General features: G+C 43.4%; 18 protein-coding genes and 1 pseudogene. 5 read left to right on the forward strand and 14 right to left on the reverse strand.

Annotated elements, in window-relative coordinates; all coding sequences use genetic code 11:
• Positions 1-77: 77 nt before the first annotated feature.
• A pseudogene (locus AAEY78_RS09725) lies at positions 78-1436 on the forward strand (nucleobase:cation symporter-2 family protein); the annotation flags it as partial.
• A gap of 246 nt (positions 1437-1682) precedes the next feature.
• Positions 1683-2447 (forward strand): SDR family oxidoreductase, encoded by a 765-nt coding sequence (locus AAEY78_RS09730; protein ID WP_352339149.1) that lies wholly within the window; start codon positions 1683-1685, stop codon positions 2445-2447.
• A gap of 73 nt (positions 2448-2520) precedes the next feature.
• Here the strand turns inward: AAEY78_RS09730 and AAEY78_RS09735 are convergent, their stop codons facing one another.
• The 5 genes from AAEY78_RS09735 to prpF all read right to left on the reverse strand — a co-directional run bounded on the left by AAEY78_RS09735 (position 2521) and on the right by prpF (position 8668).
• The gene (locus tag AAEY78_RS09735) at positions 2521-4038 is read right to left on the reverse strand and encodes a bifunctional 2-methylcitrate dehydratase/aconitate hydratase (RefSeq protein ID WP_352339150.1); all 1518 of its coding nucleotides are present in this window, start codon (positions 4036-4038) and stop codon (positions 2521-2523) included.
• A 142-nt stretch (positions 4039-4180) separates the two neighbouring features.
• The gene (locus tag AAEY78_RS09740) at positions 4181-4717 is read right to left on the reverse strand and encodes a GNAT family N-acetyltransferase (protein ID WP_352339151.1); all 537 of its coding nucleotides are present in this window, start codon (positions 4715-4717) and stop codon (positions 4181-4183) included.
• A gap of 72 nt (positions 4718-4789) precedes the next feature.
• Positions 4790-5356 (reverse strand): GNAT family N-acetyltransferase, encoded by a 567-nt coding sequence (locus tag AAEY78_RS09745; protein ID WP_352339152.1) that lies wholly within the window; start codon positions 5354-5356, stop codon positions 4790-4792.
• A gap of 119 nt (positions 5357-5475) precedes the next feature.
• The gene (locus AAEY78_RS09750) at positions 5476-7329 is read right to left on the reverse strand and encodes an ABC transporter ATP-binding protein (RefSeq protein ID WP_352339153.1); all 1854 of its coding nucleotides are present in this window, start codon (positions 7327-7329) and stop codon (positions 5476-5478) included.
• 58 nt (positions 7330-7387) lie between these two features.
• Positions 7388-8668: a 2-methylaconitate cis-trans isomerase PrpF gene (gene prpF / locus AAEY78_RS09755; protein ID WP_352339154.1), complete on the reverse strand. Its 1281-nt coding sequence runs from the start codon at positions 8666-8668 to the stop codon at positions 7388-7390.
• A gap of 100 nt (positions 8669-8768) precedes the next feature.
• Between prpF and AAEY78_RS09760 the strand changes: the two genes are divergently transcribed.
• Positions 8769-8990 (forward strand): TA system antitoxin ParD family protein, encoded by a 222-nt coding sequence (locus AAEY78_RS09760; RefSeq protein WP_068404729.1) that lies wholly within the window; start codon positions 8769-8771, stop codon positions 8988-8990.
• 17 nt (positions 8991-9007) lie between these two features.
• A complete protein-coding gene (locus tag AAEY78_RS09765) occupies positions 9008-9298 on the forward strand; it encodes a type II toxin-antitoxin system RelE/ParE family toxin (RefSeq protein WP_352339155.1) in 291 nt (96 codons plus the stop codon).
• A gap of 109 nt (positions 9299-9407) precedes the next feature.
• On the opposite strand, the gene acnD is transcribed toward AAEY78_RS09765, so the two are convergent.
• From acnD to AAEY78_RS09795, 6 genes are all read right to left on the reverse strand, one after another.
• The gene (gene acnD, locus AAEY78_RS09770) at positions 9408-12041 is read right to left on the reverse strand and encodes a Fe/S-dependent 2-methylisocitrate dehydratase AcnD (protein WP_352339234.1); all 2634 of its coding nucleotides are present in this window, start codon (positions 12039-12041) and stop codon (positions 9408-9410) included.
• A 57-nt stretch (positions 12042-12098) separates the two neighbouring features.
• Entirely contained in the window at positions 12099-12731 is a 633-nt protein-coding gene (locus tag AAEY78_RS09775; protein ID WP_352339156.1) for an MltR family transcriptional regulator, read from the reverse strand.
• A gap of 133 nt (positions 12732-12864) precedes the next feature.
• A complete protein-coding gene (gene prpC, locus AAEY78_RS09780; RefSeq protein WP_352339157.1) occupies positions 12865-14004 on the reverse strand; it encodes a bifunctional 2-methylcitrate synthase/citrate synthase in 1140 nt (379 codons plus the stop codon).
• 85 nt (positions 14005-14089) lie between these two features.
• On the reverse strand, positions 14090-14983 hold the full coding sequence (gene prpB / locus AAEY78_RS09785) for a methylisocitrate lyase (protein ID WP_352339158.1): 894 nt from the start codon (positions 14981-14983) through the stop codon (positions 14090-14092).
• Positions 14984-15365: 382 nt separating this feature from the next.
• Positions 15366-16655 carry an NRAMP family divalent metal transporter gene (locus tag AAEY78_RS09790; RefSeq protein ID WP_352339159.1) on the reverse strand — a complete coding sequence of 430 codons (1290 nt, stop codon included), beginning with the start codon at positions 16653-16655 and terminating at the stop codon, positions 15366-15368.
• Positions 16656-16922: 267 nt separating this feature from the next.
• Positions 16923-17897, reverse strand: coding sequence for a LysR family transcriptional regulator (locus AAEY78_RS09795; protein WP_352339160.1), 975 nt, complete (start codon positions 17895-17897; stop codon positions 16923-16925).
• A 256-nt stretch (positions 17898-18153) separates the two neighbouring features.
• Between AAEY78_RS09795 and AAEY78_RS09800 the strand changes: the two genes are divergently transcribed.
• Entirely contained in the window at positions 18154-19044 is an 891-nt protein-coding gene (locus AAEY78_RS09800) for a hypothetical protein (RefSeq protein ID WP_352339161.1), read from the forward strand.
• Between the two features lie 25 nt (positions 19045-19069).
• Here AAEY78_RS09800 and AAEY78_RS09805 read toward each other — a convergent pair whose 3' ends face one another.
• From AAEY78_RS09805 to AAEY78_RS09815, 3 genes are all read right to left on the reverse strand, one after another.
• Positions 19070-19927, reverse strand: coding sequence for a universal stress protein (locus AAEY78_RS09805; protein ID WP_352339162.1), 858 nt, complete (start codon positions 19925-19927; stop codon positions 19070-19072).
• Between the two features lie 242 nt (positions 19928-20169).
• The gene (locus AAEY78_RS09810; RefSeq protein WP_352339163.1) at positions 20170-20868 is read right to left on the reverse strand and encodes a VIT1/CCC1 transporter family protein; all 699 of its coding nucleotides are present in this window, start codon (positions 20866-20868) and stop codon (positions 20170-20172) included.
• Between the two features lie 315 nt (positions 20869-21183).
• Positions 21184-22659: an ATP-binding protein gene (locus tag AAEY78_RS09815; RefSeq protein ID WP_352339164.1), complete on the reverse strand. Its 1476-nt coding sequence runs from the start codon at positions 22657-22659 to the stop codon at positions 21184-21186.
• Positions 22660-22664: the final 5 nt, after the last annotated feature.

Below are 22664 nucleotides of genomic sequence, written 5' to 3' on the forward strand. Positions count from 1 at the left end.
TCAAGGGGTTTCTTTTGCCAGTGTTGCAACCATCGTTGCAATTGTGACAGCAGGAGGCGGATTACCTTCAGTATTCGCTGATTGTTGGGCAAGCTGCTGGACTAACGCCAGCTGAAATTGGTCTATTGATTGCTGCCTCTTTATTTATTGGTGGTTTAGCGACGTTACTACAAACGATAGGTATCCCATTCTTTGGTTGCCAATTACCATTGGTTCAAGGGGTTTCTTTTGCCAGTGTTGCAACCATCGTTGCAATTGTGACAGCAGGAGGCGGATTACCTTCAGTATTCGGTGCGGTGATTGCAGCGTCAGCTCTTGGTTTCTTAATCACGCCCATTTTCTCCCAAATTATTCGATTCTTCCCGCCATTAGTGACGGGTACGGTTATTACCACCATTGGTCTAACTTTGATGCCAGTTGCTGCACGTTGGGCAATGGGCGGCAACAGTAAAGCCCCTGATTTTGGTAGCATGACCAATATCGGTCTTGCCGGTTTTACCTTACTCGTGGTATTACTCCTAAGTAAAGCGGGCAATGCTGCTATCAGTCGCTTGTCAATCTTGCTGGCTATGGTTATCGGTACGGTCGTTGCATGGGCGCTAGGCTTGGTAGACTTCTCTGGTGTTACTACCGGTTCTATCTTCGCATTCCCAACGCCGTTCCATTTTGGTGCGCCTAAGTTTGAACTGGCTGCTATCATCTCTATGTTCATCGTTGTATTGGTGATTTTAGTTGAAACCTCAGCTGACATCTTGGCTGTTGGTGATATTATTGATACCGAAGTTGACTCAAAACGCTTAGGTAATGGCTTGCGTGCTGACATGGTTGCTAGTATCGTTGCGCCAATGTTTGGTTCATTCACTCAAAGTGCTTTTGCTCAGAACGTTGGTTTGGTTGCAGTAACGGGCGTTAAGAGCCGTTTTGTAGTGGCTTACGCTGGTATCATCTTAGTGGTTCTTGGTTTAATGCCTATCATGGGTCGTGTTATTGCAACGGTTCCAACCGCTGTACTAGGCGGCGCGGGTATCGTATTGTTCGGTACGGTTGCAGCCAGTGGTATTCGTACCCTAGCGCAAGTAAGCTATACCAACAATATGAACCTTATCATTGTTGCAACTTCTATCGGCTTTGGTATGTTACCGATTGCAGCACCTGCGTTCTACGATCAATTCCCAGACTGGTTTGCGACTATTTTCCATTCAGGCATCAGCTCATCTGCTATCATGGCCATTGCGTTAAACTTACTGTTTAACCATATGACTGTCGGTAATTCAGAGAATCAATCAGTATTTGCTGCGGGTACAGAAGTTCGTTCAGTACATCCTGATTTGATGATTGACCTAACTGAAGGTGATTACTTCTCAGAAGGCAAATTGTACGATGTTGAGCACAATGAAGTTCCAGTAGCTACTGTGCAAAAAACCTCCGCGCATTAGCACAGATATAGAGTTATCTTGCTAAACTAAGCTCAAGTATTGATAAAACTGTCATCACTAGCCGCCCATCGAGGCGGCTTTTTTGTGCCTAAAAAAAGCTAATGACTTACTTATCTCAACTGTTAAGTGTTCAAAAACAACGCCATAATTGAGCTATAGACATAGCGTTAAGTGACATGAGTGCTAGGGTAGTAATCTTAATAAGCAATGAAGAAAGCGAAAAATAGAACATAGAGAGGTGTCAGTATGGAATCTAAAACGTATCTTATCGTTGGCGGTACAGGTGGTATCGGTCAAGCCATGGTAGAGCAGCTGGTAAAAACTACTAAAAATGAGCATAGTGAGAACAGTAGCATTCAAGTTTACGCCACGTACCATAAGAGTGTGCCAGAGTTGGAGGCTGACAATCTGCACTGGTTGCCCATGGATGTCAGTGATGAGGACAGTATTCAGCAGGCAGCTGCTGCCATACAACAGCATAGTAGACATCTTGACTGGGTGATTAACTGCGTTGGTTTGCTACATACCGAGATCACACAACCTGAAAAGGCGCTGAGACAGGTTGAGACTGATTTTTTTATGCAGAATATGCAAATAAATGCGTTGGCAAGTTTACTGATTGCCAAACATATCAAGCCATTACTGGAAAAAGCAGAACGTAGCCCAGCTCATCCTGCTATTTTTGCCACCATATCGGCGCGTGTCGGTAGTATCGGGGATAACCAAATTGGCGGCTGGTATAGCTATCGTATGAGTAAAGCTGCCCTTAATATGGGTATGAAAAACCTCAGTATCGAATGGAGTCGCTCGCTCAAAGATATGTGCGTGGTGGTTATGCAACCGGGTACAGTCAATACGCAATTATCGGCACCGTTTCAAAGCAATGTGGCTGATGGGCATTTATTCACGCCCGCCTATAGTGCCGAATGCTTGCTGGAAGTACTTGCCACTATGAGCGCTGCTCAGTCCGGTAGCTTTGTAGATTGGGCAGGGGAATCCATACCGTGGTAATACTGCGGCATGGATTGATATTAGGATAAAATCAGGTTAAAACATTGCGTTAAGTAAAGGTAAAGCTGCCACGTTAAGGAGTTGCAAACAGCGCCATAAACTCATTAACAGGGGTTTGCTCTAGCTTTGCTTGATGACTACAAAGCGCAATAATCTCCTCGCAGCGACTACTGATAAAACGCGTGGCGAGACTGGCTTGGAATTTCGCCTCAAGTATGGGAATACCTTCATGCCGGCGGCGTTTATGACCCAGCGGGTATTCAACTGCTACTTTATCGGTGCTGCTACCATTTTTAAAGAAGATTTGAATGGCATTGGCAATCGAGCGCTTATTAGGGTCATGGTAGTCGTGTGAATAGCTTGGGTCTTCTATCACCACCATCTTACAGCGCAGTGTATCAATGGCAAGATGATGCTCTGCATGATAATCGTCTTCATAATTTTCTGCCATCAAGTCGCCGGTTAATAGCGCAACGGCAACCATATATTGCAAGCAGTGGTCACGATCGGCAGGATTGTCCAATGTACCTTCTTTGGATATGATGCGTATCGCCGATTCATGCGTAGTAATAACTATTTTTTCGATATCATCAATATTGTCTTCAATACGTGGCGCTAAAATGACCGCGGCTTCACAGGCAGTTTGGGCATGAAACTCGGCAGGAAAACTGATTTTAAATAAAATATTTTCCATCACATAACTACCAAATTCACGCTGGAACTTAAATAGGCGTTCGCTTTCAGGTTTAAGCGCTAAGTCTGCATTGGTATGGCTAAACAATACATCATAAAAACCCCATTGCGGGGCAGTCAGCGCACCCGGGATGCCCATCTCACCGCGTCTTGTGATATCAACCAAACGTACGGCGCGACTGGTCGCATCCCCTGCCGCCCAAGACTTACGGCTACCGGCGTTGGGTGCATGACGATAAGTACGCAGTGCTTGACCATCAACAATCGCTTGTGAGAGTGCCGCCATAATACGTTCACGTGGTAGCTTATAAAGTTTTGCAACGACCGCGGTTGATGCCAATTTCACTAAAAACACATGATCCAGACCCACGCGATTAAAAGAGTTCTTTAACGCGATGACCCCTTGAATCTCGTGTGCCATAATCATAGCTTCTAACACCTCGCGCATGATTAAAGGCACACGCCCTTGGCTGACGTTTTGCTGACTGATATAATCAGCAACCGCCAAAATTGCCCCTAAATTATCAGAAGGATGCCCCCATTCAGCCGCCAGCCAGGTGTCATTATAATCAAGCCAGCGCACCATACAGCCTATATCAAACGCGGCTTTTATGGGGTCTAAACGATATGAAGTACCGGGAACACGTGCGCCATTTGGGGTGATTTGCTCGGCACATTCAGCGCCTAAATGCTTGGTACATTCAGGGAAACGTAGGGCAAGCAGCCCGCAGCCGAGCGTATCCATCAGGCAGTAGCGCGCGGTATTCCATGCATCTCTACTATTGGGAGAGTCCTCATCTATCGAGTAATTGAGCACGTAATCAGCTATTTTTTGAATTTCTATATCATATTCTGGGCGAATATTACTCTCTACCGTCGTCTTTTCTACACCAGCCATTATCCTCTCCTCATCCGTGAGTCGCTATCATGCCTGTACTTATCATACATAGACATTAAAAATAGCATACTCAATATAAGACCACAGTGACATAGTGTAAAATCTAGACAGTGTGAAACCCGTTTAAGTCAGACTTTTATATTTAATGCGCTGCTAATATCATATGCACATGTTCAATACCTTCCACGCTATAAACATCGCCCTCACAGACAAAACCTAACGATTCATAAAATTGAGTCAAATAGGTTTGAGCTGACAAATGAATCGGCTGATTAGGGAAGTGTAGATGACAATACTCAATCGCGCGTATCATAAGCTCGCGTGCCAGCCCAAAGCCGCGATAATCCGCCAATACTAAGACGCGCCCGATAATAGGATAGCGCTGCGGTGTCGTCGACGTAAGAATCCGGCAATAAGTTACCAGTTGCGGATTGACGTTCTGAGTGTCTTTACTTTCATTGTCTTTATCGTTTTGATAGGCAGGGAAATAACCAGATAAATGCATCGCGTCGATATCCTGACCATCAGCATCGATATAGGTACAGTGTTGATCTTTCACAAAAACCTGTTCACGGGCTTGGATGATGTGATAGACCTGATAGCCACTGAGCTCAGAAAACGTGGTCAGTTGCCACGTGAGTGATGCTGGTGAAAAAGGGGTGTTATTGCTATTTTTCATGGTTTTTCGTGCTCATGGTGTCATTTAAAAGTATGGCATTTAAAATGAATTCTATGTTATTTATCAAGCCCGTTAAATCATCAAATAAACCACACCGATGACGAATAACACGGCTAAGACCAACAGTATAGAATTTAGAATGGTGCTGGCACCTGAGCTTTGCGAGGGTGCTTTGACTTTCTTAGCGGGATATAACACCATGTTGACATGCTCAAGACCATCTGCCAGATAAAAGTCACTATTGGCAATAAACCCCAGCGATTGATAAAAGTTAATGAGATAAGTCTGTGCGGCAATGGCTATTGGCGTTTTCTTACCATATTTTTTATGGCAATACTTAATCGCTTCTGTCATGATTTTGCGTGCTAAACCATTACCTCGGTACTGAGGCAACACCAATACTCTACCAATAGCAGGAATGGACTCTGCGGAAGCGTCGGGCGTAATAATGCGGCAATAGCCAATCAGTTTTTCATTATGGTGTGCGACCAGATGCAGACAGTCAAAATCAGCTTCATCAATGTCTTGATAGGCACAGGTTTGCTCGACCACAAATACCTGCGAGCGCGCTTTTAAAATATGATACAGATCAACTGAGGTCAGCTCATCAAAGGTTTTTATAGAAAATTCAGGGGTCATAGGAAAATAGCTTCTGGGCAACTTATGTGGCAGGGATAAAAAGGTTAATTATAAGACTATTTTGCTGCACGATTATAACGGTTTCAGGGTGTTTGAGGCTATAACGGATTAATAGCCCCTTAACCCTGTAAAGTTTGACTGATTTTATCCAAATTGAGGCTATCTGACATGGCGCTAAAGATTTCAAAGTATTTACCGCGCTGCTCATATAACTCCTCGTGAGTGCCCGTCTCAACCACGCGCCCGTCTTCTATCACTACCAAATCATCAGCGTCGATGATTTGGGCGATATTGTGCGATACCATAATCACCGTCCTATCTTTTTTAATCAAATCTAGGCTTTTCTTAACTTGCTGACTGGCAATGGCATCTAGGCTTGCGGTTGGCTCATCCAAAAATACAATCGGCGGATCTTTTAAGAACATTCGTGCCAGCGCAATACGTTGCTGTTGTCCGCCTGATAGAGATTTTGCGCTACTCTCATAGCCTTTAGATAGCGAAATGATTTGTTCATGAATCGAGGCTTTTTTTGCGGCAATGACAATATCTTCCTCACTGGCATTCATATCGCCATAGCGGATATTCTCGCTAATCGTCCCTGAGAAAATATGGTTGCTTTGTAGTACCAAACCGATATTTTGGCGAAGTTCATGAGTATTATAGTCGGCTAGATTCTGACCATCTAAATATATCGTGCCCGCGTCAGGCTCATAAAAACGCACCAATAGATTAATAATGGTACTCTTGCCAGCACCACTTAAGCCCACCAGCGCGGTAATACGATTGGGTTTAATAGTAAAACTGACATCTTTGAGCGCTTGGGTGCCATTAGGATAAGTGAAATCCACGTTTTTTAATTCAATCTGACCCTTTAGGCCTTTGCTACTAATCCCATCAATATTCTCAACTTGTTTATCATCATCTAATATCTCAAAAAAGCCTTCAGCATAAGTTAAAGCATTATTGATTTGGTCATAGATACGATGTAATTGACGGATAGGGGCTGCAACGTTTTGGAACAGTAGTACGTGAAATAAAATCATGCCGATAGTCATTTCACCCTTTAAGACAAAGTAGGCGGTCAGTAAAATAATCACCACCACGCCGATTTGCTCGATAAAGGTTTTTATCGCATCGTAAATAAAGCCAAGGCTGCGGATTCTAAGCTGATTGTCCGTCATCTCTTTTTGAATGGTTAAATGTTTTTCCGCCTCGATAGACTCACGCACAAAGGACTTTACAACACTGATAGAGTTAATAAGCGAGATGACAAGACCGCTTTTAGCTTCTCTAAATCCACGCATCTGCCTGCGAAAGCCTTGCAAGCGCTTGGCTTGTTTTTGACTGATGAAAAAGTAAATCGGAATGATAACTAGACCAACCAAGCCTATCCAAAAGTTGGTCGAAAACATAATGATTAGCGAGACGATTGCACTGGCAAACAGCGGCAACATATCAATAAAGAAGTTTTGCACTAAGCTTGTCAGACTACTAACGCCATAATCAATACGGGTTTGCAATTTACCACTGTCGTTTTCGCTACTGGTATAAAACGCCATGCGATAGGTCAAGATACGCTCAATGATTTTTTGTGATAAATCACGCGAGAGATTGATACGAATCTTTTCACCAAAGAAGCGTTGCCCAAAAGAAATGAATATTGATAGCACTTCTTTAGTCAAGAGCACCGCACTAATGATGCCTAGCATACGTAAACCAGCTTCCCAAGGCTCAGCAAGGGTGGCGATTTCAGTCAAGGTGTCAACAGCATATCGCAGCACAAACGCATTGACCTGCGCGGTAAAGGAGCCGAGTACCGTTAGTATCAGTGTGGCAATGATTAGGGTTTTATAAGGTGCGGCAAAGATGGCAAGCTTTTTGAGGATATCCCACAGCAATGCGCGCCGCTCAACTTTTTTGAGCGGCGGCTTGTTATCAAGTGGGGACTTACTGAGAATAGGTGGGTTCGGCATGTTATTAGCGTAAAGTAAACTGACCTAAAAAGCTATACAAGGCATAGACTAAAGAAAACTAAAACGCATCTGCCGGTACAAAGACTTCACCAACCATAATACGACGGGCTGAGCGACTCATCGAGACTTTTTTGGCTTGCCAGCGTCCATCGACTTGTTCGGTTTTACCGCCAACTAAAAGCGTTCCTGATGGATGACCGAAACGAACTTCACCTAGCTGTTTTGCAGATTGGCCTGCACTTGCCGCTTGGTTAACCAGTGTACCTTGCGTAGTCGCTGCTGCTGCTATGGCGACCGCTGCCGTACCCATCATGGCATGATGTAGTTGTCCCATGCTCATAGCGCGTACCACTAAGTCAATATCTGCTGCCTCAACTGCTTTGCCACTTGAGGCGTTGTAACTTTGCGCAGGAGCTACCCATGCGATTTTTGGAATATGTTGACTGGTTTGTGCCTCACTGACGTCTTTAAATAGGCCCATCGCCACACCACCTTTGGCACGGATTGCCTCTAACTTGGCTAAGGTTTCGCTATCGCTGTTGATATCGCCTTGCAACTCGGTACCGGTAAATCCCAAATCTTCTGCGTTCATAAAAATGGTTGGGATACCTGCACTGATAAAAGTCGCTTTAACACTATCAGTATTTAGACCACAGCCTGAGACATCAAAGTCATCGACCAGATTATTTGTCGGGAACATATCACTAGAGGAGTCAACAGGGTCAATAAATTCAATTTTAACTTCAGCAGCAGGGAAGGTCACACCGTCTAATTCAAAATCGCCGGTTTCTTGTACTTGTACCTTGCCTTGTGCGTTTAGATAGACAGGTACATAGGCGATAATGGTTTTGCCAATATTTTCTTGCCAAATACGGACTTCGCAAATGCCGTTATCCGTACTGTTAGCAACTTTATCTGCATCTACCAAGCCCATATTGATGGCACAAGCGCCAACGGCGGCGGTTAAATTACCACAGTTACCTGCCCAATCAATCATTGGTTTGGCGATATTGACCTGTCCAAACAGATAGTTGACATCGTGGTCTGCTTTGTCATGGCTGTTGTTAGCAGGCGATAAAATCACCGTCTTAGAAGTGCTAGAGCTACCATTGCCCAAACCATCAATTTGCTTACCATAAGGGTCAGGGCTACCGATAACCCGTAATAGGAAATTATCACGCGACTCGCCAGCCACTTGGCAGCGCTCAGGTAGGTCGGACAGTTTAAAGAAGGTGCCTTTTGAGGTGCCGCCACGCATATAGATGGCTGGGACGGAGATTTGTGGAGAAAATGCTGGTGTGTTTTGTAAAGGTGTATGTTGTGAAATTGATTGGGTCATTTTTTATTCCTTATACCTGCTTATTAGGGTAAGAGTCGTTAATACACTATTTTTGTGGTAAAATACCACAGGGATTAATATTTTGAATATGGAGAAAGTTATGTCTACTGCAAGCATACGTCTTAATAAGGCGCTGGTTGATAAAGCCTATGCGATATCTAAAGCACAACATCGTACCCCGCCAAAGCAAATAGAGCATTGGGCAACTATTGGACAAATTATGGAAGACAACCCTGATCTATCTTACGAATTTGTTCGTCAGCTTTTGATTGCGCAAGCAGAAGTTGATGCTGGTATGGTTGAACCTTACGAATTTGGATAGTTTATTTTGGATAAATAATGACTCAGTCTTTAAGTGTTATTCAGTCACATAGTTTTAAAAAAGCCGTTAAAAAATTGCACAATAATCAGAAAGCTGATTTAGATGGTGCTGTACGTGCCATCATTGACAATCCTGAGCTAGGTGTGCAAAAGGTAGGTGACTTATCATCCGTACGAATTTATAAGTTTAAAATGCTAAAGCAGTTAACATTATTGGCTTATCAAATCGATGATGGTCAGCTTGTCCTTACTTTGTTAATGGTTGGCACACATGAGAACTTTTATCGTGATGTTAAATTAATACTTTGATTATCGTCGTAAAGCGCTAGGCTCATTATTTTTCATATCTAAAGATTAAAAAACCGATGCCGTATAATTTATACAACATCGGCTCTTTGCTTATTTAAAACTTAAACCCTTATGCAATATCTAACGTACCATCAATAAACTCTTTAGCAAAACGCTGTAGCATGCCGCCCGCGTTATACATTTTAACTTCATCAGCGGTATCTAAACGACATTTCACTGAGGCTTTATCGACAGCACCATCTGTGCGGTTAATGACCAATGTCATCTCACCACCGGCCGACACTTCGCCTTCGATATCAAATACTTCTGTACCATCTATATTTAGTGTATTACGATTGACACCTTCTTTAAACTGCAAAGGTAGTGCGCCCATACCGACCAAGTTTTGACGATGGATGCGTTCAAAATCTTCTGCGACGACGACTTCAACGCCAGCCAAACGTACACCTTTGGCAGCCCAGTCACGGCTTGAGCCTTGACCGTAGCCGTCGCCAGCGATAATGATAAGGGGTTGCTCGCGGTTCATATAGGTTTCAATCGCTTCCCACATGCGCATGACTTGACCTTCAGGTTCAACGCGAGCCAGCGATCCTTGGGTGACTTCACCTTGCTCGTCACGTACCATCTCGTTCAACAACTTAGGATTGGCAAAGGTCGCACGTTGAGCCGTTAAGTGGTCGCCGCGATGGGTTGCGTAAGAGTTATAGTCTTCCGCAGGTAAGCCCATAGTATCAAGGTACTCGCCAGCCGCTGAATCACCCAAAATTGCATTAGACGGTGATAAATGGTCAGTAGTGATGTTGTCACCTAATACTGCTAACGGGCGCATACCCTTTAGCTTATTCATCGCTGCCATTTTGCCTTCCCAATAGGGTGGACGGCGAATATAAGTAGTCTGATCACGCCAATTGTATAATGGGCTTAGCGCTTTACCCGTATCTCTTTTGGCCTCATCAAACATTGGGATATAAACAGCATTGAATTGTTCAGGCTTCACCGCTTTTGCAACAATAGCATCTACTTCATCATCATCGAACCAGATATCTTTTAGATAAACGTCATTGCCGTTTTGGTCTTGGCCTAATGAATCTTTTTCAATATCAAAGCGAATGTTGCCGGCGATAGCATAAGCGATAACGAGTGGCGGTGACGCTAAGAATGCTTGCTTGGCATACGGGTGGATACGACCATCAAAGTTACGGTTACCAGACAATACCGCAGTGGTGAACAGATCATTATCGATGATTTCTTTTTCAATATCAGGATCAAGCGCGCCACTCATGCCATTACAAGTGGTACAAGCAAAGCCAACCACATCAAAGCCAATTTCTTGTAGCTCAGGCATCAAGCCAGCTTCTTCTAAGTACATTTTGACCGTTTTAGAGCCCGGTGCTAATGATGATTTTACCCAAGGCTTACGTAACAAGCCTTTCTCATTAGCATTACGAGCAACTAAGCCTGCTGCAACCATATTGCGTGGGTTAGAAGTATTAGTACAGCTGGTAATAGCGGCGATAATAACCGCACCATCTGGCATCAGACCATCTTTTGGTTCAGGTAATTTATCTTCAGGAGCGTGGGCAATGCCTTTAGCAACCAAATCCGTGGTTGAAACACGAGCATGTGGACGTGAAGGACCCGCCATATTACGGACGACTGCAGACAAGTCAAAATCAAGCACACGGTCATAAACCGCATTTTCCATGCCATCAGCCCATAGGCCAGTTTGCTTAGCATACTGCTCAACCAATTTGATTTGAGCCTCAGAACGACCAGTGAGACGTAAATAGTCGATGGTTTGCTCATCGATATAGAACATCGCCGCGGTTGCGCCATATTCTGGTGTCATATTTGAGATAGATGCACGGTCACCAACGGTAAGCGCGCGTGCACCTTCACCAAAGAATTCAATATAGGTTGAAACCACACCAGCATCACGTAGGAACTCGGTCATCGCGAGTACCAAATCGGTGCCGGTAATGCCTTTTTGCAGTTTGCCCGTTAGCTTAACACCAACGTAATCCGGTAGGCGCATATATGATGGGTTACCCAACATCACGCTTTCAGCTTCTAAGCCACCAACACCAATAGAGATAACACCTAAGGCATCAACCATTGGCGTATGGCTATCGGTACCTACCAAGGTATCAGCAAAAGCGACTTCTTCACCGGCTTTATTTTTGACTACTTGCACAACCGGCGACATTTTTTCTAAGTTAATTTGGTGCATGATGCCGTTACCAGGCGGTACGACGTTGACGTTATCAAAGGCATACTGACACCAATTGATAAAGTGAAAACGATCATCGTTACGGCGCTCTTCGATGGCGCGGTTTTTCTCAAAGGCGTTTTCTTCAAAGCCTGCATGCTCAACGGCTAGTGAATGGTCGACAATCAATTGCGTTGGTACAATTGGATTTACTTTTGATGGGTCACCGCCTTGCTCAGCGATGGCATCACGTAGACCTGCCAAATCAACAAAAGCGGTCTGACCTAAGATATCATGGCAGACGACGCGGGCAGGGTACCAAGGAAAATCTAAATCTTGTTTGCCTTCAATATGCTGCTTAAGCGCAGCCGTTAAGTCTTCTGGTGGGCAACGGCGTACCAAGTTTTCACACAATACTTTTGAGCAGAATGGTAGCTTGTCATACGCGCCAGCTTCGATATTCTCAATCGCTTCACGGGTATCAAAGTAATATAGGTCGGTATCGGGCAGTGGCTTTTTGAATTGTTCATTCATCGGCTGTACTAGGGCGTTGTCCATGGGTCACCTTTGGCTGTTAGCTGTTTCTATTTTTTAAGAATTGTCTTTAGTTGTCTGATCTAGTAAACCTTTTGAATAGTCGAAAAGCGCATCAAAACCATCCTTTCTCTCTTTTAGATTGACGCTTTCTAACTCTTCAAATTTCTTTGATTTGATATTAGCTCCGTATAGAAGTCCAGAAATTCCTGATACTACATTCATGAATTTAATACGAGATGATGAGTTTTCAGGTTGAACATTCAACTGCAAACTGTTGCATAAGTTTTTATTCTTTTTAGTTTCAAAACTAAGAGGTTGATTAGAGTGAGCAAACTCATTTCTTATCTTTCTCAAGGTATTAATGTCATTCATTGTCACTTTACTAATCAAACCTAAAGAGTAGGATAATTTAATTTTAGATGAGAATGTGCCAAGTGGACCGTTAAAAGAGAAAAGCTCATTTAAATGTTGGTTACTTCCAACAAGCATATTTCTCAAAAGATTTTCAAGCTCATTATCAATATGGGCAGTAGCATATAGTGCTAATCCTCTATCAGACTCCTTAAGCATTTCTCTTCTTAGTTTTACAAACTCATTTGATGACTCCTTAGCAACCTTAGGAAGTGGAAGCCCATCCATTACTTTTTCTAAAACTTCATCAATAGTTAAATCTGTCTTGTTATTCATTTTTAAAAACTCATGTCAGTATAGAAGGTAGTGAGAGTAGATGAGATAAACTTTAAAAAGAACCAAAACAAGCGTATAGGATCAGAAACGCTCATTTTGGCTATAAGGAAAAATATTTTTGATATTTTATATACTAACGCGCACTTATCTCTGGTACTGCGCGCAACTCTTCACCAGTATATTCCGCACTTGGGCGAATGATACGGTTGTTAGCACGTTGCTCAAACACGTGTGCTGCCCAGCCTGTCAGACGCGAGCAAACAAAGATTGGCGTGAACAGCTTGGTTGGGATGCCCATGAAGTGATAGGCTGAGGCATGGAAAAAGTCAGCATTACAGAACAGTTTTTTCTCGCGCCACATGACTTCTTCACAGCGTACTGATACTGGGTATAACACCTCGTCACCAACATCTGCTGCCAGTTTTTCAGCCCAGCCTTTAATAACGACGTTACGTGGATCTGATTCGCTATAGATAGCATGACCAAAGCCCATGATTTTGTCTTTACGCGCCAGCATTGCCATCATCTCAGACTCTGCTTGATCAGGAGAAGTAAATCCTTCAATCATATCCATCGCCGCTTCGTTGGCGCCGCCATGCAAATGACCACGTAATGAACCAATCGCGCCAGTGATACAAGAATGAATGTCAGACAAGGTAGAGGCACATACGCGAGCGGTAAAGGTTGAGGCATTAAACTCATGCTCTGCATACAAGATTAATGAGACGTTCATCACCTTAGTATGTAGCTCATTTGGCTTCTCGCCTTTGAGCAGATGCAGGAAGTGACCGCCAATGGTATCGTCATCGGTTTCAGTCTCAATACGTACATTGTCATGGCTAAAGCGGTACCAGTAATTGATGATAGATGGGAAGACGGCGAGCATACGATCCGTTTTATCATTCTCTTGTGAGAAATCAGTTTCCATCTCAAGGTTGCCAAGCATAGAGCAACCGGTACGTAATACATCCATTGGATGGGCTTCCGCAGGGATACGCTCAAGGACGTCTTTTAATGCTTGTGGTAAGCCACGTAAGCCTTTCAATTTAGTTTGATAGGCATCAAGCTCACTTTGGGTTGGCAAGTTGCCGTATAGCAACATATAAGCGACTTCTTCAAAGATGCATTTGTCTGCCAGCTCTGATACGTCATAACCACGGTAAGTTAGACCTGAGCCTGATTTTCCAACGGTAGATAGAGCGGTCTTGCCAGCGACTTGTCCACGAAGACCTGCGCCTGATAACTGTTTTTGTATTTGGTTTTGTGCTGCCATGATAAATTCCTTTTCGTTGGTGGCTTTTGAATAAAACGTCTGGTTTTAATACCCTTAAAAACGGCGTCCAATACAATAAAAAAGTCTATTTTTTATCGGCAAACAATTTATCGAGCGTTTGCTCAAACTCATGATAGTTTAAGAAATCATAGAGCTCCATTCGGGTTTGCATGGTATCGACGACTTTTTCTTGCGTGCCATCATCGAGTAGATGCTGATAAACATTAAGCGCGGCTTTATTCATCGCACGGAAGGCTGACAATGGGTAAAGCACCATATCAACACCTACTGCATATAACTGCTCAGTGGTATAAAGATCGGTCTGACCAAATTCAGTCATGTTGGCAAGAACTGGAATATCAAGCACGTCAGTGAACTTACGATACATCTCGATATCCGTCAATGCTTCAGCAAAAATCATATCAGCGCCAGCTTCTTGAAAGGCAACCGCACGTTCAACAGCCGCATCAAGACCTTCAACAGATAAAGCATCCGTACGCGCCATCACTACAAAGTCATTATCAACTTTGGCATCAAGCGCTGCTTTTAAGCGATCAACCATTTCTGAGATGCTAACGATTTCTTTGTTCGGGCGGTGACCACAGCGCTTTTGCGCCACTTGGTCTTCGATATGTACCGCAGCGACACCTGCTTTTTCCATTTTACGAATGGTTTGGGCGATATTAAACGCCCCACCAAAACCGGTGTCGATATCGACCAATAATGGGGTATCAACGGCATCGGTAATACGGCGCGCATCTTCTAAGACATTATCAAGGCTGGTCATGCCCAAATCAGGCAAACCAAACGAGGCATTAGCCACGCCAGCACCAGAGAGATATAGCGCTTGATGACCGACTTGGGTTGCCATCATCGCGGTATAAGCGTTAATTGCGCCTACAATCTGTAGCGGTTGGTTGTTATCGTTTTTTTGTTTCATTGCACTGCGAAAGCGAGCGCCTGCTGAAGGTAAGGTCATGGCAAAATCCTTTGAATAAATAAAGGTAAAGATGATTGATTGCCTATGAGTATACGCATTTATCTTCGGTTAGAAAGAACCAGTCAAATACATCCTGTTAAAAAATCTTAATCATTTACGTAGTTTTATTACAAGTATCTATATAATGAATAACTATATCCATTTACTAATATTTTAAGCGAGCTGTTATTTGTTTTGCTTAACGTGTTACGTTTTTCAGACCATAATTAATTATATTTTGTTACATTTAATTCAACTCTAACAACATCCCAGCTTTAAAAATAAACGCTTTTACAGATAGCAAGCCATAAAAAAACCTCTAACGTTTTTCGATAGAGGTTTTTTTATGTATAACGAAATTTCTTAATAGCAAACCAAGCACTTAGCCAAGGATACCCGCAAGGTTGGCTAAAAATAATAAAGTAAAGCCACCTAAAAAGACAAGGCTTGCTATCGAATAGGCATTCATGCCGGCTGATAATTTTTTATGATTTTTCACGAGCGAGTAGTTTAACCAACCAAAGATAGGCGCCGATATAAATGCCGATATCATAGCGAACTTTAACATAGCGCCTAATTGACCGACAAAGAAGCTAATAATCACCAGACCGCCGCCGATAGCATAAGTGGTCCAAAAGGCGATTTGCTTTTTATTAATCTCACTTTCACCTTTTAGTAAGCGCCAGCATTCGGCATTGGCACGTCCGTAACCGTCCGCACAGGTAATCGTCGTCCCAAACATACACATGAAGGCGACAAAGGCGACCAGCAGTCTTGACCATTCGCCGATAGTGGCTGTATACATATTGATAAGCTGATCAATATAAGCGACACCTGCGGTTTGAATCTCTTGACCAGAGCCATACTGCACAAACACACCTAACGATAAAAAGAACAAGGCCAAAATAGCAGACACTAAGAAGCCCACGTTAAAATCAAGCAAACCTTGTTTATGAGTGGTGTTGTCCGCTTTTCTCTTTGCCGATGTCCACATCGAGGTAATGGCAGCGAACTCAAGCGGTGCTGGCATCCAACCCATCAATGCCACAATAAAACCTAAAGTCGCTAGATTCCAAGGAGATGCAGGGACGAAATCAGGGGTCATTACCGTTGGCTTGCCAGCAGCAATCATCACTGCGACCACAGTTGCGGACACGAGCGCAATCATAATCCATTTAGTCACCCCATCGAGCAACTTATAGTGACCGGCAATCAGAAAGAACCAACAAACAGCAACGATGATAATAGCTAAACTAATACTGGACAGCCCCACAGAAGCGGGCAACATAAAGCCCAATATCACTGCAGCAAGTAGCGTCACTGCACCTGTACTAATCACCGCGGATAGGATAGATAAAACAAAATAAATCCACAGATACGCTTTTGAGCGTTTGGCATAGCCTGCAATCAAACTCTCGCCTGTGTCATAGACATAATCTGTACCGAAGCGAAAGAAAGGATACTTAAAGACGTTGGCTAAAATAATCATGATCGCCAACTGCCAACCGTATATAGCACCCGCCTGTGTTGATGAAACTAAATGCGAGCCACCAATGGCAGCAGTCGCCATTAAAATACCGGGACCAAAAATACGCCAGCTAAAGGCTTCTGTTGGGACGCTGATATTCGCTTGGCTATCAGCCGTAGCGGTGTTCGAAGGTTGTGTGGTCATGAGTACCTCAAAATATATTCAATTGCCCACCATCACTGACCTGTGATAGCTTGCCTGTCATCACTTGCTCGTTATACAGCAAAGCACAAATATAAAAGAAAAAATCGTGGCGGTGACTGTATCACATCTGTCCACGCTCACGATAATGATTATTTTTACGCAAGGCACTAATATATAGTTCGCAATAAAACAAAATCTCTCGTATCGCTTTATAGGCTTTCAGCTATTTATCCCCTGGTTTAAGCCGCGGTGAGTAAAAATGACCTATTACACAAATCGCTGCCGCTGATAAGTCATACCGCGCTGCTCATAGACTTTGTAAGTCGCTGCTAATAAATCAGGCACTCTAGGATGAACCACATCCTTTAGCGTATGCAGATAAATAGGCGAGGTAACATTGTCATTTACCAAATTCTGATAGCTTATTTGCTCAGTACGCACAGTCTGTAAGCTGGCTGGCACCAAGGTAATACCTTCGCCCGCAGCAATCAACCCAAGCGCCACTTGCAAATCGCTCACCTTCGTGGTCATTAAGGGCGTAACACCATGCTGCGCAAATAAATTGAGTAATGGTTCAGTTTCTATATCAGTAACATTAGCCTTTTTATCGGTTATTGATGACCCGCTGTCATGAATAATGTGCGCTGGTAGGTGAGTTTGATGATATAAGATTAAGCGATTGTTGACTAAATCTAGTAAGCGCTGATCGGGTGTCTGTGCCAGTGCATGTGCTTTTGGCAGTGCCACCATATAACGCTCATGACGCAATAAAATTTGTTGAATCCAGCCATCGCAATGGGAGAATCGGCTAAAACCGACATCGATATCGCCACGCTTAAGCGCCTCAATCTGCTGATAGGAGCTGATGTCCTTTAAATTGACTGCAATCGTAGGGTCATGCCGTTTCATAGTGGCAATAATATCAGGTAGCAAGCCATATAACACCGATGGCACAAAGCCAATGTTCAATGCTGAACGCGGCGCTACCAGACGCTGGGTCATACTGGTGACAGTCTCGAGCTCAGTTAACAACGTACGCACTTTGTCATAAAAAAACTGTCCAGCGTCAGTCAACCGTAGCGGTCGATGATAACGATCGATAAGAGTGACGCCCAGCTCTAACTCCAGCTGCTTTAACAATCGACTTAGGCTTGGCTGCGACAATCCTGTGCTGCTTGCTGCCGCACTAAAGCTTTGTAAGGTTGCAATCGTAATAAAGGCATTGAGCTGCTTTAAATCCATAAGATACTATCCTGATACTCACTATCACCCGGCGTATATTTTTCGCCAAACTAAGTTTTTGGCATTACTTTTGCTGACTATACTGCGATAAGCGACCTGCTAGGGAACAAACGAATGTTGCAGACGGACTATCAGAAAGCTATATTGTACAATACCTATCACAGGCAACGTATTTGACCGTTTAGCAGGCTATCCTAGTCTCCATTGGCACCTTTATAATACACAGAAATATCTGGTAAAACTGGCTTAATATCCTATGAAAGAACCTAAAAATTATACTAATGTAAAATCCAATACTAATAGTGCATATAAGGAAGGGGACGGAATCCAAACAGGATTTGGTAGAACCCAGCGTACCAGTGATATTTACGAGCGCTTTATTAATAGAGTACAACAAATCGATGGTAAGGGAGAAGAGAGCAACCATAACGCTATTGAAGATGACTTCAATGTCACATTCTCATATGCGCCTCTTAGTGAAGAGGAGCTGGATTTTTTCACTAAAAGTAATAATGATAGTCAGGCGAACAACATTGTAGATATTAAGGCAGAGCTCGACAAAGAGATAACCCCTCTGTATCACCCTATCTACACACCTGAACCTACTATCGCGCCCGTTTTTGCTATGACTCATAGTAGAGGTGATCATGAAACTGAGACTGGTTCTTATGATAGCCAACTACTCAAGCCATTACTTAACAACCATTTATTTCATCAAAAAAATGACAAAATACCTGCCAAACCGGTCAATAATATTAAGCTACTAACCACTGGACTAGTATGTGGTTTATTATTGAGTGCAGCAATCGTTGTTATTTTTAATAAAGTAGGGGTTTTATCAACCTTAACACCGTCTGTAGAGACCAACAGCCAGACAGTAGAGCATAAAAATCAGGACGTGGCTGCTAATACAACTCAGCAAACCCCTGTAACAGATGAAACGGCGGCTATGGAGGCAGACCAAGCGAATACTCAAAATACCTCCAAACCAGCAGCGCCCAACGTACTGCCTGCTACTACAGCGCCAGTAGCAACTCAACCTTCCATAGAACCTGAACAACGGCAGACAAGTCGTGATTCAACTATTAGCATTGAAGATTTTGAAAAAGAGGCGCAAAGTACCTTGTATCGAGAGACTAAGAACTAGTGACTGGTTGTAATTGTGAGGTTCCTTAACGCACTAAAATAACCGGCGACAGAGTACTGGCGATAATTTCAGTGGTGGTACTCCCTAAAAATAACTGGCTCCATCTCGAACGTCCATACGCGCCTATGACGATAATGTCGATATCATTTTCAGCCTGAAACGTAAGTAACCCATTAACCGCATCTGTGGCTGGCAAGTGATGCGCTGTGACCTTAAAGCCTGCGGATAAGAGCTCGGCCGTTGCCGCCGCCAAGCTTTGCTTTGATAATTCATCATGATTGCCAACCATCACGATATGACCTTGCATATCTTGTAGTAGATAGCTTCTCGACACCATTTGTGTGGCAGTGATAGCGATTTTACTGGCATCAAACGCAATCATGTACGATTTGGGCGTAGTGAACGCTTCTGAACATATTAAAATAGGAATGCTTGAGGCACGAGCAACCGTTTCTATTTGACTGCCAATATTGATGTGTTTGTTTTGATGGTCTTCTCCGCGCCTGCCCATTACAATGGCGCGGTTTTCTGCTTTGAAATGTTCAATAGAGGGTAATAATTTGCCATGGCGCTGATAAATGTCCACGGGTACATCAAATTTGCCTTCAATATAGCTCTTAGCATCCTGTACCAGCGCTGTACTATAGCTATTCACCACTTTGGCTCTTTCCTCATCAAGTTTTGTCAATTCTTTTAACAAACCTTGTCGACTATTAACGCCTATTGCGCCTGACAAATCTCGTCTGGTCGAAGCTGGCACGTCAATAGCATGTAATAATGCCACCGGCAACCCTAAACGGTTGGCATACCATGCCGCGTAATCGCAAACGGACTCTGTGACTGCCGACCCATCAATACACGCTAAAATATGTTTTTGTGTCATTATTTTATCCCTAATTTTATTATATCCAACCAGCCATTCTATCAACGAATGTCTAATTGATTATAGTAAGTCTGACACAAAAAATGTGCAATTTTTTTAAAATGTTCAAGATTATCTACAGGTCGCATGAATTCATGATAATTATTATGAATAAAACTAACGTCTTTATGTTTTTGCCGACGGATATTAATATATAAAGTACAACAACAATGAAGCTGTGATCTGAAAATTAGCTCTGTTATTTATACCATTACTCCAAATAAATGCCCAGTTAATGACGTTGCAGCCATTGCTAAAACACCCCAAATTACCACTCGAGCTGTAGCAGGAATAATAGGCGCACCGCCTAAGCGGGCAGATACTACCCCAAGTAAGATTAAGCCCACGACCGTCAAAGATGATAATGACCATACCAGTGTGTGCGCGGGTAATAATAAAATGCCGAGAACGGGTAGTATTGCTCCGGTAATGAAAGCTAATGCTGAGGCAATGGACGCAGGAATCGGTTTTGCCTGACTCAGCTCATTCAAACCTATCTCGTCACGGGCATGAGCCTCCAGTGCATTGTGGTCAGTTAAGGCGACAGCAACTTGATGCGCTAAAGCATGATCAAGTCCTCGAGTCTCATAGATTCTTGTCAGCTCGTACAGTTCGCGCTCTGGATTATGCGTCAGCTCGTGCAGCTCTTTATCCAGATCCGCCTTTTCGGTATCGGCTTGTGATGATACTGAAATATACTCACCAGCTGCCATGGATAACGCACCTGCTGTCAATGCCGCTACTCCTGTAAGCAGTAGTGTCTGGCTACTTGGGCTTGCCGCTGCGACACCGACCAGTAGACTGGCGGTTGAAATCAATCCATCATTTGCGCCCAGCACTGCCGCCCTTAGCCAATAATTGCGATTGCTTAAATGCAACTCGTCATGAATAGAATGATACATAGATATTCTCGAACCGAGTAGATATTAGTTTGAATATATCAGTGTAGCCTATAACTTCAAGAGGTCATATCAGGATTTGGAGGCAAAGCATTCGCTGCGGCTTAAACGCTATCAGTGGTAGACGATTGGACAGATAAAGCGACGACGCCGCCAAAAAATACTAAGGAAGTCGCACCGACAGTCAATAATAAGAGTTTTAATAGAGGTAAGCTCATAGTATGTACTCCGTATATATCATTAGGGAATACAAGTAGCATACGGGGTGAATATTAAATCAAACTTAAGAAAGGGCTGTTTAAATTTTAATAGTATTATTTATAGGGTGCTTGATGGTTTTTTAGTGCGGACCGTTGCAATAAAACCTACTTCTGGTGGGAGACGGTTGGCAAATTCTAATTGGAGACCGTGAAGCTCTGCAATCCTATTAACAATGGACAGTCCCAAGCCACTACCCAATTGGCTTTGACCAGCTGGACGATAAAAGCGCTCGCTTAACCGAGCGAGTTGTTCTAGCTCTACGCCTAAACCATTATCAACCACGCTAATGGCATTAATATCTAACTGAAGTTCAATCAAGGTGCCGTCAGGACAATAGCGAATCGCATTGTCTAGTAAGTTGCGGATTAATAATTTGAATAATATTGGATTGATAAGAATGGGTAAAATATCAATAGGATTGTCGCAAAGTACGGTACGCTTTAACTGAATATGTTTTTCACGCGCCAGACGATTGACATCACTAAGCACAATATCCGTGAGCATCAGCCAGTCTGGCTTTTCTAATTGTTCAGGTGGCAATTGTTGTTGCGGCTCTATTTTGGCTAAAATGAGCAGCTGATCGACTAAGTGAGTAGCGCGTTCAATACCATTACTGATTTTTTGAGTATGATAAAACAGCTGATTATCATCTTCTATATCTGGCAGCTGTAATAGCTGCTGCTGTAATAAATCCGCTTGTAGTTTTAAAGCGGCCAGTGGGCTTCGTAGCTCATGCGAGGCGTCAGCGGTAAAGCGTTGCTCACGTGCTAGCGTTTCTGCTACTTTGACAAATAAAACATTTAAGGCGGTCACCAAAGGTTGAATCTCTTTGGGTACATCTGCGGTAATAGGACTATCATCTTGCGGCTGACGTTGCTCAAGCTCGGCACTGATTTGAGTGAGCGGCATAAATCCGCGCCGAATTAACCAAATCACCAAACCGATAAACGCCAATAGCCCAATCAACATCGGTAGCACTTGCACAGTTATGGCGCTGACAATCATCTCTTGGCGAGAATCAAGGTTTTGACCGACGGCAATCACTCGATCTTTATGCTTGGCATCATGATCGTCATGCACATAAAATAAACGCCAGCGCTTACTAAATGGGTTGAGACGCTGATAGGCAGAATCCTGCGCTTCTACAAAACCATGCTTATCAGATAAAAAAGCAAAGGATTGACCATTTGCATCCGCCATTAATAGCTGCCCGTTTTTATCCCAAATAGCAAAGCCCATATAGTCATCTTTGGCCTTACCAAGGTCACCTGACAGCTGCTCACTTTTTAAATTATATATTTTCGCGGGGCGCTTTTTTTTACTTTTATTATCATATTTCTCATAATCGTTTTTATTGTCGTCCTCTTTAGGGGCGACACCTATTAAGTAACGGGCAACTTGAGTGATTTGGGTGTCATTCATCTCGTTGATTTCGTGCCACAGCCGCCACGCAATAAAGCTGGAGGTAAGTACCCAGAGCAGAGGAAGACCAATCAATAGGGAAGTTAACAGCCGTTGCTGGATACTTTTCATAGGCT

This window comes from Psychrobacter sp. 16-MNA-CIBAN-0192, from assembly GCF_040309565.1.
Taxonomy (GTDB): domain Bacteria; phylum Pseudomonadota; class Gammaproteobacteria; order Pseudomonadales; family Moraxellaceae; genus Psychrobacter.